Origin of the sequence: Paenibacillus sp. M2, from assembly GCF_046713495.1 — a bacterium.
Taxonomy (GTDB): domain Bacteria; phylum Bacillota; class Bacilli; order Paenibacillales; family Paenibacillaceae; genus Paenibacillus; species Paenibacillus amylolyticus_B.
Map to the genome: position 1 here is coordinate 6,299,080 of NZ_CP169648.1, position 14,816 is coordinate 6,313,895.

The following is a 14,816-nucleotide window of genomic DNA, read 5'->3' on the forward strand; positions in this document are numbered from 1 at the left end:
TTTATGTTCACTTCTGAAAGCAGCCTGTCTAATACCACTCTTTTATTTGAAAGTTCCGGTGTTTCTTTCGATTCTTTAATCTCTCACGCAGATTATATCTATTCTCCTTTTGTTCCTGCAGCAATTGCTTCACCCCGATCATCAACAATCGGTATCTTCGGTCATCATTGTGACTTAATTGGTGCATTTCTTCAAAAATTTCATTCTTCATACGGATCTTGTTCACTCCAAATATTCAGTTTGTTCTCACAGTATACATGGGAGCACTGAACAAATTCTAAACAAGCGTTGTTTCTCAACTTCAGTTATTCAAATGCACATCATGCGGACTGGAATGAAACAGAAAAACCCCTTCCGTCGCAGGACAAGAAGAGGTCTCCGTAGATAAGGTAATGATCAAGCTGCTTTTGCCTTCATACGCTTAAACTTTGGATTCAAGCGTCTCCAGATACTCGGAGATTTGAGCAGGTGTTTTAGCCCATTTGCTATGCAGATGTGCGATTTTCTTGCCGTTCTGGAAGACGAGCAGGCTTGGAATGCCGCGCACACCATTTTCTTCGGCAAACGGCTGGAACTTCTCTGCATCCAGGGCATAGAAGGTTTTGTCCGCATGTTGGTCGATAACATCCCCGATAAAACGATCCAGATTTTTGCAATCCGGACACCAGGTTGTATCAAATTTAATGACGGTAAAACCATCAGAATTAATTGTATCCAGATATTGCTGTTCACTTTGGATTCTTTCCATATGTCTTCTCTCCCTTATATGTTCCTTTTTTGGCTGATCTTCATTGTACCTCGTATGGTTACAATTGAAAATAGGCTTAATGGCGTTACCTATGCTGCTTGTACAGATTAGCGGGACTGAGCTCTCGTATTTCCTGAATCTCCGCAGCTGTGAGTGCAGGCGAATTTGAAGCGGCAATATTGTGCAGCAACTGCTCTCTTGAACTGGCACCTGGGACAACAGCTGCTACGGCAGGATGGGATAACGCATAACGAATAGCCGTCTGAGCCATGCTGCGTTGGTCCGTAACAAGACGACTTAACCCTTGCCGAATGGTATATAGTTGCTCTGGCGTATAGTCCAGATAACCTTTTTCTGCCTTGGCAGATCCGGAATCGGCGAGCACACCGCTGGCTACGGGCCCACGGGCAATTACACTGATCCCCTTTTGTTCCAATAAAGGCAGCACTTCTTCTTCCGCTCTGCGGTCAGCAACACTGTACTGGTTCATCACACTGACGATGGATGCCCTCTTTACATACTCCCGAATCACATTGGGACGAATGGAGGAAATTCCGTAATATCGGATAAGTCCTTCCTTCTTCAGTTCCTCAAACGCTTCGATCGTCTCTTCGATGGGGTCGTCCAAGGTCCCGCCATGCAGCTGATACAGATCAATGTAATCGGTCTGCAACCGCTTCAAACTTTCATGTACAGCCTGCTTAATGTAGGCTTTGGACGGGTCCCATGACCAGCCCTCTTTGCCGGGCATACGACGATTACCTACTTTGGTCGCCACAATGACTTGGTCTCGCCGCCCTTTAATAGCTTGTCCTACAATTTCTTCATTACGCCCTGCATCGTACAGATCGGCTGTATCCAACAGATTGACCCCATGATCCAGAGCCTCATGAATCAGGCCCATAGCAGGTTCCATTTCGGTCCCAAGTGACATACATCCCAGCCCAATCTCAGACACCATCAGTTCGGATGTACCCAGACGATTTTTCTTCATATGTGCATCTCCCTCCATACGTTCTGCAAGTATCCATTGTATCATTCTTGCTGGCAAAAATCGCATTACAGATGAAAGCAAGGAATTGCTCTCAGATTGCACAAAAAAACCTGGAACGACTGCATCTCCAGGTTTCTCATGATCATCATTTAATTCAATCGATAAACGAAGATCGAAATCTATTTCACTTCCACACGTGGTCTGGCTTTACTTGATCCATTGGACGAATTGGAGCTTTTCATCATACCCGAAACCGTGCTAAACAGCTTATCTCTTGCCTGTTTGTTCCTCATCAGATAAGTCACACCTGCGCCGATCGCCGTCATGAGTATTCCTCTTCTTTTAGACATGTGCTTCTCCTCCTTCAGGATTAATGTACATCGTGTCTTGTTTGACAATTACCCTGTGGGAGCAAAACGAAACGAAGTACAGGCTTGATCGCAGAAAAAAAAGATGACCTCCGAATTCAATTCAGCGGTCATCTTCCAATCGTCCAGTTGAAACATCAACCGAACGAGATAAATCATACAAGCTTTCTTACAATCAAGACAAACGTCCATGTCCAATTAATCAGATGGCGTTGCCACATGGGTCATTTCTTCATGTTTGTAGGTCGAACCATCCGCGGTCAGATAGAAGTGACCAATCGGATGCAGATCTTCATCCAATTCGTAGACAAGCGGAATGCCCGTCGGGATATTGAGCGCCATCACGTCTGCTTCGGACAGTTGGTCCAGATGCATGACGAGTGAACGAAGCGTGTTACCATGCGCAGAGATCAGCACTCTTTTGCCCGCCGACACCATCGGTTTAATCTCCGCATTCCAATACTCCAGCACACGCTTAGATGTATCCATCAGATTCTCCGTTACCGGGATGGTGCATCCGAGCCGCTTGTATTTGTCCAGATCCTGTACATATCGTTCATCGGTTTCGTCCAGTGCCGGGGGAGATACGTTAACGGAGCGTCTCCATTCCTTGACTTGGTCCTCTCCATACTTCAGCGCAGTCTGCTGTTTATTCAGTCCTTGCAGCGCACCATAATGGCGTTCATTCAGCTTCCAGGTCTTCGTAATGGGAATCCACATGAGGTCCATCTCATCCAGCGCGATGTCAAGTGTACGGATGGAACGTTTCAGGACGGAGGCATAGGCATAATCAAAATCAAACCCCTGTTCCTTCATGATCTTCCCAGCTTTACGAGCTTCTGCGTAACCATCCGTCGTCAGATCCACATCTGTCCAACCGGTAAAACGATTCTCTACATTCCACATGCTCTGTCCATGGCGAATCAAAACAACTCTGTACATAAACGTGAACCCTCCTTCCATGGAAACATTACCCGCGAGTCGAGCAAGATATGCTTAATTACATTAATAATACGGTGCCATCATCAGATATACTACAACACCTGTAGAACTTACATACAGCCAGATTGGCATAGTCCAACGTGCAATTTTACGGTGTTTCTTCAATTGATTCGTCCAACCCCATACCAGTGTGAACAACGCCAATGGAACAATGAGGGCTGCCAGTATACTATGGGTAATCAGAATGAAGAAATAAATGGAACGAATGATGCCCTCGCCTCCGTATTTGGACGTCTCTGGTGAGAGATAATGGAACGTCAGATAGGTCACGAGGAATAACAGTGTTGTTGAGAATGCAGCAAGAATAAATCGTTTGTGCAGCTTCACATTCCGCTTGATAATAGCAATAAGCGCTGCAAGCAGGAAGATGAAGGTAAAGCTGTTAAACACGGCATTAAACCGCGGCAACACCGTAATATCAAAGGTTACATCACCTTTGTAACCAATAGACGGTGCGAAGAACAATAATAAAATAATGACATTAGCGAGAATGGAAATCGTGATAATGATACCTGCAAAATTTTTATTGCTCGTCGGGGATGGAATGTTCGGTTCCCCTTTGTTATTTTTGCCCAATTCAAAATCCTCCTCATATCCTAACTTCTATGTTCTATATCATTATATCTCGGCAATTCCGGGCTGTTAAGTGACAACACTCTGAACAAAAACCGCTGCACTCCCCTATAAAATGCCCCTTTACGGCCGTTTTCAATCAAATCCAAACCGGCTCCCATTTACCCAAGTCTTTATTTGTGGTATAATTAATGCAATTAATCACATACGCGTTGAAACTGGAGGAGCCTGTCACCAAGGGCCCCTCTTTGTCTTTTTTAGGCATAAAAGCGGCACTCTTAACAAGCGCTGTTTTTATGCCTTTTTTTGTTCTAAAGGCTTGGAATGATCCCCCCTTGGGCAGGTAAACCTATAAACGCTACTGCTGGAGAGGAGCACACCTATGGAATTTATTTTGGTTCTTGCACTTATTTTAATCTTTACCAAACTTGCCGGTGATCTATCCGTCAGATTGGGTCAGCCGTCGGTACTGGGGAAACTGATTGTGGGTGTCATCCTCGGGCCTGCAATTCTCGGTTGGGTTCAGCAAAGTGATTTCGTCCATTATATGGCCGAAATCGGGGTACTATTGTTGATGTTCATCGCTGGATTGGAGACCGATCTGGAACAATTGAAGAAAAACTGGAAAGCAGCCTTTGCCGTTGCTGTGGGTGGTATTATTTTACCATTCATCGGAGGATATGGTTCGGCCATGGCGTTCGGTATGTCACAGACACACGCATTGTTCTTTGGACTTTTATTCTGTGCCACGTCCGTCAGCATTTCCGTTCAGACACTAAAAGATATGGATCAACTCAGCTCTCGTGAGGGTACAACAATCCTTGGTGCAGCTGTTGTCGATGATGTTCTGGTCGTTGTCATTCTTGCTGTTATGATGAGCTTGCTGGGTACAGGCGGAGGAGACACTTCGATTTCTCTGCTTATTGGCAAGAAGCTGTTATTCTTTGTGATCATCATCGCTGCCAGCTGGTTCCTTGTTCCTCGCATCATGAAGTGGATGGCACCACTGAAAGTAACCGAGACCGTCATTACTGCGGGATTGATTATTTGTTTTGGCTTCTCCTACTTTGCGGAGTGGATGGGTGTTGCCGGAATCATTGGTGCATTTGCCGCTGGGATCGCCATCTCCCAAACCAACTTCAAACATGAAGTTGAAACCAAACTGGAACCGATCGCCTACGGAATTTTTGTTCCGGTGTTTTTTGTCAGTATTGGTTTGAATGTCACGTTTGATGGTGTGGGTTCACAAATTTGGTTTATTGTCGTTATAAGCCTCATTGCAATTGTAACCAAGCTGATTGGTGGCGGAGCTGGTGCACGACTGACTGGATTTAATATGTCATCTTCATTGGCCATTGGCTCAGGAATGATATCAAGAGGTGAAGTTGCGCTCATTATCGCTTCAACGGGACTTGCTTCCGGCTTACTTGATCCGGAATACTTTACGAGCGTAGTAATCATGGTCATAATCACTACACTTGTTACGCCACCTCTGCTCAAAATTACCTTTGCACGCAAAAAGGGTGAAAAGCAAGTCGAAAGAGGAATTGAAGAATCACATTTAAGTGGGTAACTGTAAAAGAATATCTACGTTTAGCTTACCTGATGGCTTTGTGAAATATTTTTAGTTTGGGAGATATTGGCTATATCTTCTTTAGAAGATTCAATACGTTCGTGAAGCACACGCCGCTTTGATCCATTCCTCCCCTTCAACATGAAGGTTAGAGGTGGTCAGAGCGGTTTTTTTTGTATTTTTACAAGTCATACGTATTCGTTACTCACTCAAGTTCGCTATATCGTAGAAAACAAAAAAAGACCACCTTACACTCAAGAGGTCTTCCATCTTTGCCCGTTGTTACAACAGGCTGTCCCATTTTAAGTTAACACACCAACATAAAAACCAATCGAGATAAAGACAACACACCAGACAAATGCACCAATGCCCGATACAACTACGTACCTGCCAATTGCCATGCGGCTCATCCCTGAGAAACAACACATCAGATGACGAATGCCCGGAATGAAGTAACCGAGGATGATTGACCAGTATCCATATTTCAGAAACCACGACTCCACCCTGCTAAATCGTTTGGCATTCACGCCAATCCACTTGCCATACTTATCGAACAGCGGCCTGCCTGCCTTCTTGCCAATCATGTAGCTGAGCAGCCCCCCGGTAAATGCGCCACCGAAACTGACGGCGATGGAAACGGAGTAATTCAATACCGAGATGGAGGCGAGATAACCGACAAACGTCATCATCACCTCATCCGGAATCGGCATGCCAATAACGCCAAGAGCCAGTAGTCCGTAGATTGCGAAATAACCATATTGACCAATAAATTCTTTTGCAAATTCCATACTGACTCGCTCCTTATTTCGGTTCCACAATATCCTTCTCATGTGAGGCTAGCACTTGTTTTAGAGACGGGAATCGGATTTGGCTCACCATGAGACCGGATAATACAATAATGACAAGATAGGCTACACCATGTGTGAAATAAGGACTCCAGAGTGCGAAAAAGGACATCAGACCTCCCGCAAATGTAATCGGCATTCCGACAAAACCACTGCTTGCTGTCTTCTGACAGTTATAACGGGCCAGACGCAAAGCACCACAAATGGGAAATAATGCAGTCAGTGCCATCCCCAGCACACTCACTTCAATCATGGAATTCAGGTACAGAATCAGCACGGGCGCTGTTCCGAATGAAACTACATCCGCAAGCGAGTCCAGGGACTTGCCGAACTCACCCTCACAATGCAATTTACGAGCCGCATACCCGTCAAACAGATCAAAGAACATCGCTACCCATATCATCATTACAGCCAGGGCAAATTCACCATGAATAGCCATAATGATTGCCAGCATGCCTGAACTCAGATTCCCCAAGGTTAAAATCGATGGTAAAGACTTCATAAGATTTGACTCCCTTTCGTACTAGGCTTTAGGAAAAATAATATAAAAACGGACTCCATCCGGTGTATTCTCCACTCCATAACTGCACCCATGCAGATCAAGAATCTGCTTCGCAATGGCCAGACCGAGCCCGGTCCCCCCCATTTTACGATTACGTGAGCGCTCTACCCGATAGAACCTCTCCCATATATACTGCCGCTCAGCTTCAGCGATCTGCTCACCCTTGTTCTCAATGGAAATATGGACAAAACCCTCACGCCTGCTGATCTCAATAGTTATATCGGTATGTGGTATCGCATGACGTATAGCATTCATCATGATATTGAAAATAACCTGCTCCAGCTTGCTTCGGTCACCCTCAACCGTCTGTTCTGTTGTGGATACAAGCACCACATCCAATCCTTTGTCCTTCAGTTGCGGACCCAGACGGCCGGCGATATCCTCAATCATATCAGCCAGTGCAACAGCATCCGTATTCAATTGAACCGCTGAGGATTCCAGTCGCACCAGATCCAGCATCTCTTCAACCATTGTTTCCATTTTGATCGTCTCATCGGCAATGATCTCAATGTAACGCTCCCGTTTGCTCTCGCTCACGCCATCCTTCAGCCCTTCAGAATATCCCTTAATAATGCTGATTGGTGTCTTAAGTTCATGTGATGCATCGGCAAAAAACTTGCGCTGACGCTGTTCAATCTCCTGCTTCATTTCCATATCTGTACGCATCTGCGTGTTGGCCTGCCTCAGCTCTTCCAGTGTCTGACCCAAGGTTCCCGATAAGGCATTAAGGCTGTTAGACAGACTGCCGATTTCATCATTACGCCGGATGGGTGATTTCACCGTGAAATCCAGCGTAGACATTTTCTTGGCGACATGGTTCAAGGCCAAGAGCGGCTTCGTTACAATTCGGGACAGGAGTAACGCCAGCAACAGAATCAATATAAATGCCCCTATGCCAAAATACGCATAGAACAAACGTGTTGCCTCATTCGCTTCCCTCATCTCCTGTAGAGACGTGAGCGAGAAGATCAGTTGTTGCTCAGGTCCGGAACGATGCACTGGAGCAATGGTGATGACATTGCGAACACCGCTCCAGCTATCCATCCATTCTTCATTGAGCATTTTGCCATTCGCCAAGGCCAGTTGGTCTTCGGTGGACAAAGGGAACCGGCTATCCAGTGCTTGCACCAGCAGTCCCTGCCTCTGACTCCACGTTGCCAGATTGGGAAGAACGACCTCGGTCAATACACCTGACCATTCCTTTACCGGTTCAATTGATTCCTGAAAGCTTTCAGTTCCCCATGCGGCAGAAGTGGCATCCTGGATTTTGAATGGATAGACCATGGATTCGCTGGCCGGACCTTTCACCGTAAGTTCTTGCCCATATTTCAGATGGGATGTAATCCAGCCAGCATTCTCACTATTGATAAACAAGGACAAGGACACTTTCACGTGACTTCCATCCTCTTGAAGCAACGTAATGTGGAACGGGTCATTAACCAGTCTTCCGGTATTCGTCAGAATGACCAGATGTGATTGATTCTGACGCATGAACTTCCCGGTCTCCTTAGCCAGCTGTAAATCACTCCAATGTCCATTGGAATATTGCTGTTCGAACTTGGACAGCTTTTTCTTCATACTACTGACCTTTTGATGCTGATAGAAATCGGGGAACCAGACCAACTGGGCAAAAACCGTCGTCCCATATAGAAGTACCAGACATCCTGCCATGACCAGGAAAAGTTTCATTGTTACGCCATTTCTTCTCATGCTTCTGCCTCGAAACGATATCCAGTGCCAATCACCGTACGGATACACTTGGCTTCATCACCCAATTTGCTCCGCAGCTTCTTGATGTGGGTATCTACAACACGTGAGTCCCCTTCAAAATCAAATCCCCAGATCCGATTCAAAATGGCATCCCGGGACAACACAATACCTGCATTACGTACCAGATAAAGCAACAGATCATATTCCTTTGGTGCAAGTTCCAATTCAATTCCGTCCTTCTCCAAGCGTCTGGCCCATGGATCAAGGGTTACCTCTCCGAAACGAATCACACCCTGCTCTCGTCCAAATGCACCTTCAACACGCTTCATTAATGTCTCTGCACGTGCAACCAGCACACGTGGGCTAAACGGCTTGGTAACGTAATCGTCTACGCCCAGCTGAAATCCATGAATTTTATCGTCATCCTCGGACCGTGCAGTCAGCATGATAATAGGTACGGTGGATTGGGATCGAATATGCCCACATAACGTCCATCCATCCATTTCAGGCATCAAAACATCCAGAATAACCAAATCCACCTCATGCAGAGCCAACAGTTCCAGTGCCTGTACTCCATGTTCTGCTTCTATGACGTTCCATTGTTCTTTTATGAAATAATCGGCCACAATCTCACGAATGCGGCTTTCATCTTCCACCAGAAGCACTGTTCTGATCATGGCCGACTCTCCTTTTTAGATTTCTGATGATAACATACCTATTCCATGTGTCGTTCATGTGTCCATACATGTTTTGGAATGCTCCCATGATATATACGATTAATATAAGCCAAAAGTTACTAATTTTTATAAAAATTCGCATAAAAAAGAAGCCATCAACGAGCAAGCTCCTGCTCATTGACAGCTACTTGAATGAAATCGAAGTGTGTTATCCAGAATTGATGCGCTACTGCGCGCTCCCTGGCAACACTTAACGTTGTTGCTCCAGACGGTGTGCCACATGCAGTGTCGGGCCAACAAAACGGTTCAGCGGGAATCCGCCGGCAATCGCTTTGGTCACGAAGGCTTTACCTTCACGAACAGCCTCTTTCACTGAAAGACCACGAGCCAACCCTGCGGTAATCGCCGCAGACGTTGTGCAGCCCGCACCATGCGTATATCCGGAGCCGACAACATCGGCTTCAAACCATTCGTAGTTGGTTCCATCATAGAGTAGATCCATTGCTTTACCCGGGCTAATGACACCTCTGTCCTTAATTAGGACATGTTTCGAGCCATGGGCATGAATTGCTGCTGCCGCTGCTTCCATCTGTTCCTTGGAACGAATCGGTCCACTCTTCGCCAGTTGGGATGCTTCGAACAGATTAGGTGTAACCAGATCAGCACCTGGCAACAGGAATTCGATCATCGCTTCCGTATTTTCCGGTTGCAGTACTTCGTCTGTACCTTTGCAGACCATTACCGGATCGATAACGATCTGTGGCAGACCGCTACGGCGAATATGTTTTGCTACCAGTTCAATAATATCTACAGAACCGAGCATACCTGTCTTCATGGCATCAAAACCGATACCGTCCAGAACCGTGCGAAGCTGCGCTTCAACTACATTTAATTCAACAGGAAAGACCTGGTGATCCCATGTTTCGGGCTCCATTGCCACAACCGTAGTCAGTACGGTCATGCCATACACACCCAGCTCCTGAAAAGTTTTCAAATCAGCTTGAATACCTGCTCCGCCGCTCGTGTCCGAACCAGCTATTGTTAATGTTTTTGGAATCGTCATGGTAGTTGCATTCTCCTTCGTGTCTCAGTTGACATTATCCTATCCCTTGTACGAGCGGATGTCAATGGCATCTGAAGCCATACAGAGCATGGTTTTCCGAATGATTCAGTTCACATCTTTTGTCTCCAGACGAACCATGGACATCGAAGCAATCCATATCCCTATTGCTCCAAGGGTCAGAGGGATAATAACAAGCGAATGAATGGAAACTTCCGACCCGTTGAATCCGGAGCAGACAATCAAAACCAGCAAAATGGACGAGACCATTGTAGTTGTAACAGAATGCTTACGCATACCGAAGAATAGGGGAATGAGTGCCATACACGCAGCCGATAAAGAACTCATACTGTACTTCACCAGAAGTCCCAATATATCCTGATTTGTCAATGATCCGGGAATGAAGGAGCAGAAATGATTAACAATCAACAGCAGTGAACCCATCAACAGGTCGGTAACCATAATCATCACAAATGTAAAACCAAACACGATAATCAATTTGGCAGCAATGATTTTATGACGCTGGATAGGATAGGTGAACATGACGTTCATCGTTTTATTTCTATACTCACTGATCACCAGCTTGGATAATAAAGCTCCTGCAAATATGATAAAGGTCGCTCTCACAAACGTATCGATAATCATAAAGGCGGTCTGGTAATCGGCATAGGCATAATCTTCTGCTCCCACATCCACGAATCCAATCATGATCAGGAAAAGAAGAATGGCTATACTGGCAATACCTGCCCCTGCAAAATTACGTGCAAAACGGTGCTTCCGCATCTCAAGTCTGATTAGTTTAAGCAACGTCTTCATCCCCTTTCACAAGCTTCATGAAGTGTTCTTCCAGGGAATGAGCCCGTTTGGATATCGATTCGATCTCAATGCCGTGCTGGATCAGCTTGGTGTTCAGTTCCGATGGAATGATTCCCGGATCATAGATGCGTAACGTTTGGTTATCAACCAGTTTATAATTACTCAAACCAAGCTGGTGTTCAATGACATAGGTCGCTTTGCGGATATCCACCGCCTGTAACTCAATGTACTCATTTTGACTTCCACGAATGCTCTCCATTGATACTTCTTCCACCAAACGACCGCCGCGAATGACACCAACTGTGTCCGCAATCTGCTCTATCTCACCAAGAATGTGACTGGAGACCAACAGGGTAATGCGATACTCATTGCTAAGCCGCTTGAACAAATCTCGCATCTCCCGGATCCCTACAGGGTCCAATCCGTTGATCGGTTCATCCAGAATGAGCAGTTCAGGTGTGGTTATAAGTGCACGAGCCAGTCCCAGCCTCTGCTTCATGCCCAAGGAGAAGTCTTTGACCGGTTTCTTGCCCGTATTCTTCAGCCCTACCATTTCCATCGTGTTGTCGATGATCTTTTTATTGTAGAATCCCATGTATTCACAGTGAAGCTCCAGATTCTCGCGAGCAGACAGTCTATCGTAGAAAAAAGGATATTCAATAATACTGCCCATTCGCTTCAGTACTTCATAAGAGGTCGGCGTAAGCTTCTCCCCAAACAGTTCTATCTCCCCTGTGGTTGGTTTGACGAGATTGGTGAGCATCTTCATGATGGTTGTTTTACCAGCACCATTTGGACCGAGGAATCCATAGATCTCACCTTGCTTAATATTCATATTGACGTTGGATACAACCTCCACCCCTTCATATACTTTGGTCACATCTATTGTTCGTGCGATATAATTCATCGTCCTTGTTCTCCTTTACGTCCCCTGTCCGGGTTCCTATATCTATATTGTAAAGAGAAAAGTCTTCTTTTTTATTAATCAAATCTTACAAAAACCTTAAGTCTGACCGGACAAGCCAAACTCAGAGTCTACCAAGCCTTTAGGGTAACCGAGAATACAGTCCGTTGATGTGGCACACTATGCAAGTGAATACTTCCACCCATCCGCTCAACTAGCCGTTTCGTAATGGTCAGACCCAGGCCGCTGCCTTGATAGAGTCGATTGCGGGAATCCTCCAGTGTATACATGCGTTCAAACACACGACTATGCTCGCTCTCAGGAATCCCTTTTCCCTGGTCCCAGATCTGTAGCGTCACAGGTTCACCGATCGAATGATCCAGTGAAAGCCCCAGTACCTTACCCTCTGCTCCATATTTCATTCCATTGGTAATGAGATTATCCAGCACACGGTCCAATGCTTCTTCATTCGCTTGCACGAAGATATCACCATCAGGAATCTCTAGCTCCACGTGTAACCCTAGATTCGTCAACATTTCATAAAAGGAAAGCATCTTCAACCGGCATAATTCGCTGATATTCACTCGACTAAGCACTAGCTCCGTGTCTCCAGATTCCAGCTTTGCCAAGTCAAAAAAGGAATGGATCAAACGCAGCACTTCCTGCGCCTTATCTTGTATTTTCTCCGTCATAATCTTCCGTTCCTGATCGGTCAGTGATGGACTGTGCAGCAAGGTCTCACTATAACCCAGCACAACCGTGAGTGGCGTTTTCAGATCATGTGAAATGTTGGAGAGCATATTACGCATCTCCTTCTCCTGGTTCGCATAACCGGCCTTGGCGCGGTGGGCATAGTCAAGCAGCTGGTTCATGTCTTTCAGAAGCTGACTGACTTGGTCATCACTATTGAATACAAGCAAGCGCTCAAAGGTGCCTTGGTCCAGAATTGCGGATATTTTCTGATGAATATAGGACAGGTGTTGGTTTCTTTTCCGGAATTTCAACCACAATACAATGAAGGCAATGGCCAGAATAGCTGTTGTACTGGCAAAAATCAGTGTCATCCCTGCTCCGCCTCCAGCTTATATCCGATGCCCCAGAGTGTCTTGATATACTGGGGAGCCGAAGGATCTGCCTCCAGTTTCTCACGCAGACGACGCATATGTACGTTAATGATATTTTCGTCTCCATAATAATGATCGTTCCAGACGGAGGCGTAGATCTGAGCCTTGGTGAACACTTTGCCAGGATGGGTAACCAACAGCTTCAGAATTCCAAATTCCTTGGATGTCAGCTTGACGGGTGTACCTTCACGTTCTACCTCGTACGTCTCCATGTCAACTACGAGTCCTCCAATGTGAATACGCTGATCTTTAGCCACTTCAGCCACAGGCTGAGTCGTATAATTGGCGCGGCGAATCGCAGCTTTGATGCGGGCAGTCAGTTCGATTAACGAGAACGGTTTGCTCAAGTAATCATCTGCACCGAAGCCCAGACCTAACGCTTTGTCCACCTCCCCATCCTTCGCAGACAGAATGAGCACAGGTACCAGACTGACTGCCCGAATGCTTTGCAGCACATCCATCCCACTCTTGCGAGGGAGCATCAGGTCCAGAATAACCAGATCATACCCGGGTTGTGACTGGCTGAACTGACGTTCTGCCTCTAAGCCGTCATATGCATAAGTGACGTCGTAGCCCTCTTTTTCCAGATAAGGTCCGACCATTTCACTAATTGAACGATCATCTTCAACAAGCAACAAGCGGTAACTTGACACGATTTCCCCTCCAGCATGAACATTTTTTCTTTATTACCTCACAGTTTGTTTGAATTGGCAATGATATACGAAAAACCTGACAGGAAGTACACTTCGGTATAAAGTGTGTTTCCTGCCAGGTCTATGAGCGTTTACAGATGAGTGCTTGTTCGTCTAATCTCTATATCCGTTCTCGCTGTGTATCCAGCACAGTCCAATGGTTCCTGCACCTGCATGAATACTCACCACAGGGATAAACGGCATGATTTCGGTCTTTAATTTAGGGAGCAGATTGGCAATCTGCTTCTTGATCGTGACGGCTTCTTCCTGATTGTTCGCATGCATAATGCACACATGTTTTACTTTCTCCATATCCAGCTTGAGCATATCCAGCATGCGATCTTTCGTTCGCTTGAACGTGCGAATCTTCTCATTCACAACCACTTTGCCCTCTTCAAATCGAAGCAGCAGATGGATCTTGAGCAGTTGACTGATGATTAGCTGTGTGCCGGACACCCGTCCACTGCGATGAAGATTCTGAAGACTGGCCGGGATGAGGTAAAAGGACATGTTATCAATCATCTGTTCAATGTTTACTTTGATCTCGGCAGCTGAACATCCCTGCTTCTGCCATTCCAGTCCTTGCATAATCATCTCACGGTGAGGATAGGCACCTGCCTTCGAATCAATTGCGGTCACCGTCACTCCTGCAATCTCTGCAGCCTGCATGGACGTATGCAGCGTTCCACTAAGCTCTGTAGAGCAATGAATCGTAATAATCTCATCGTACTTGTCTTTGAGCGACTCATACAGTTCAATGAATTCGCCAATGGGTGGCTGCGAACTGCTCGCACGTGAAGCCTCCGCAAGTTTCTCATAGAACATTTCAGATGTAATGTCATCGGTTTCCCGGTAACATTCCTCTCCAAATACGATGCGCAGCGGTACGATGTAGATATGATTTTGCTCCGCAAAAACGGGATCCAGTGTACTGGTACTATCGGTGACCCATGCAATTTTCTTCATGACATCCTTCTCTCTTGCCGGATTGTTTGTTCTGTATCTTCAATCGTCAAGCACAAGCCCGGCGGTTTATTTAAAATTTGAATATTTCACATTGTAAACGTTTGCGATACTACCTCTCAATTATAAATGAACGGACAGACCGTTGTCTTGTGGCGCAATCATGAACACCCCTGTTAATACCATTATTAGCTAAAAAAATGTC

General features: G+C 45.8%; 17 protein-coding genes. 1 reads left to right on the plus strand and 16 read right to left on the minus strand.

From position 1 onward, the window contains the following. Window positions 1-28 precede the first annotated feature (28 nt). From ACETMN_RS28865 to ACETMN_RS28890, 6 genes are all read right to left on the minus strand, one after another. Window positions 29-211 (minus strand): hypothetical protein, encoded by a 183-nt coding sequence (locus tag ACETMN_RS28865; protein WP_091019237.1) that lies wholly within the window; start codon window positions 209-211, stop codon window positions 29-31. A 210-nt stretch (window positions 212-421) separates the two neighbouring features. Then, on the minus strand, window positions 422-748 hold the full coding sequence (locus ACETMN_RS28870; protein ID WP_091019235.1) for a thioredoxin family protein: 327 nt from the start codon (window positions 746-748) through the stop codon (window positions 422-424). Between the two features lie 85 nt (window positions 749-833). Continuing rightward, window positions 834-1,742 (minus strand): aldo/keto reductase, encoded by a 909-nt coding sequence (locus ACETMN_RS28875; protein ID WP_091019234.1) that lies wholly within the window; start codon window positions 1,740-1,742, stop codon window positions 834-836. Between the two features lie 179 nt (window positions 1,743-1,921). Then, a complete protein-coding gene (locus ACETMN_RS28880; RefSeq protein ID WP_179198621.1) occupies window positions 1,922-2,092 on the minus strand; it encodes a hypothetical protein in 171 nt (56 codons plus the stop codon). A 216-nt stretch (window positions 2,093-2,308) separates the two neighbouring features. After that, window positions 2,309-3,052: a 2,3-diphosphoglycerate-dependent phosphoglycerate mutase gene (gene gpmA, locus ACETMN_RS28885; protein WP_091019232.1), complete on the minus strand. Its 744-nt coding sequence runs from the start codon at window positions 3,050-3,052 to the stop codon at window positions 2,309-2,311. A gap of 63 nt (window positions 3,053-3,115) precedes the next feature. After that, complete coding sequence (locus ACETMN_RS28890) at window positions 3,116-3,688, minus strand: DUF420 domain-containing protein (RefSeq protein WP_017692198.1); 573 nt, start codon at window positions 3,686-3,688, stop codon at window positions 3,116-3,118. A 379-nt stretch (window positions 3,689-4,067) separates the two neighbouring features. Between ACETMN_RS28890 and ACETMN_RS28895 the strand changes: the two genes are divergently transcribed. Next, entirely contained in the window at window positions 4,068-5,258 is a 1,191-nt protein-coding gene (locus ACETMN_RS28895) for a cation:proton antiporter (RefSeq protein WP_091019230.1), read from the plus strand. A gap of 302 nt (window positions 5,259-5,560) precedes the next feature. Here the strand turns inward: ACETMN_RS28895 and ACETMN_RS28900 are convergent, their stop codons facing one another. The 10 genes from ACETMN_RS28900 to ACETMN_RS28945 form a co-directional block, all read right to left on the minus strand. Beyond that, a complete protein-coding gene (locus ACETMN_RS28900) occupies window positions 5,561-6,046 on the minus strand; it encodes a DedA family protein (protein ID WP_091019228.1) in 486 nt (161 codons plus the stop codon). Between the two features lie 13 nt (window positions 6,047-6,059). Next, complete coding sequence (gene pssA, locus ACETMN_RS28905; protein ID WP_091019226.1) at window positions 6,060-6,605, minus strand: CDP-diacylglycerol--serine O-phosphatidyltransferase; 546 nt, start codon at window positions 6,603-6,605, stop codon at window positions 6,060-6,062. 21 nt (window positions 6,606-6,626) lie between these two features. After that, window positions 6,627-8,375 carry a sensor histidine kinase gene (locus tag ACETMN_RS28910; protein WP_091019224.1) on the minus strand — a complete coding sequence of 583 codons (1,749 nt, stop codon included), beginning with the start codon at window positions 8,373-8,375 and terminating at the stop codon, window positions 6,627-6,629. Next, entirely contained in the window at window positions 8,372-9,052 is a 681-nt protein-coding gene (locus tag ACETMN_RS28915) for a response regulator transcription factor (RefSeq protein ID WP_091019223.1), read from the minus strand. The genes ACETMN_RS28910 and ACETMN_RS28915 overlap by 4 nt, the downstream gene beginning before the upstream one ends. Before the next feature lie 250 nt (window positions 9,053-9,302). Then, entirely contained in the window at window positions 9,303-10,115 is an 813-nt protein-coding gene (gene thiD, locus ACETMN_RS28920; RefSeq protein ID WP_017692191.1) for a bifunctional hydroxymethylpyrimidine kinase/phosphomethylpyrimidine kinase, read from the minus strand. A 105-nt stretch (window positions 10,116-10,220) separates the two neighbouring features. Continuing rightward, entirely contained in the window at window positions 10,221-10,919 is a 699-nt protein-coding gene (locus ACETMN_RS28925; RefSeq protein WP_179198620.1) for an ABC transporter permease, read from the minus strand. Next, complete coding sequence (locus tag ACETMN_RS28930; protein ID WP_091019219.1) at window positions 10,912-11,835, minus strand: ABC transporter ATP-binding protein; 924 nt, start codon at window positions 11,833-11,835, stop codon at window positions 10,912-10,914. Before ACETMN_RS28930 ends, ACETMN_RS28925 begins: the two co-directional genes overlap by 8 nt. Window positions 11,836-11,963: 128 nt before the next feature. Beyond that, window positions 11,964-12,896 (minus strand): sensor histidine kinase, encoded by a 933-nt coding sequence (locus tag ACETMN_RS28935; protein ID WP_091019218.1) that lies wholly within the window; start codon window positions 12,894-12,896, stop codon window positions 11,964-11,966. Beyond that, window positions 12,893-13,558: a response regulator transcription factor gene (locus tag ACETMN_RS28940; protein WP_317452004.1), complete on the minus strand. Its 666-nt coding sequence runs from the start codon at window positions 13,556-13,558 to the stop codon at window positions 12,893-12,895. The genes ACETMN_RS28935 and ACETMN_RS28940 overlap by 4 nt, the downstream gene beginning before the upstream one ends. Window positions 13,559-13,762: 204 nt before the next feature. Next, on the minus strand, window positions 13,763-14,614 hold the full coding sequence (locus ACETMN_RS28945) for a DegV family protein (protein WP_411735449.1): 852 nt from the start codon (window positions 14,612-14,614) through the stop codon (window positions 13,763-13,765). Window positions 14,615-14,816: the final 202 nt, after the last annotated feature.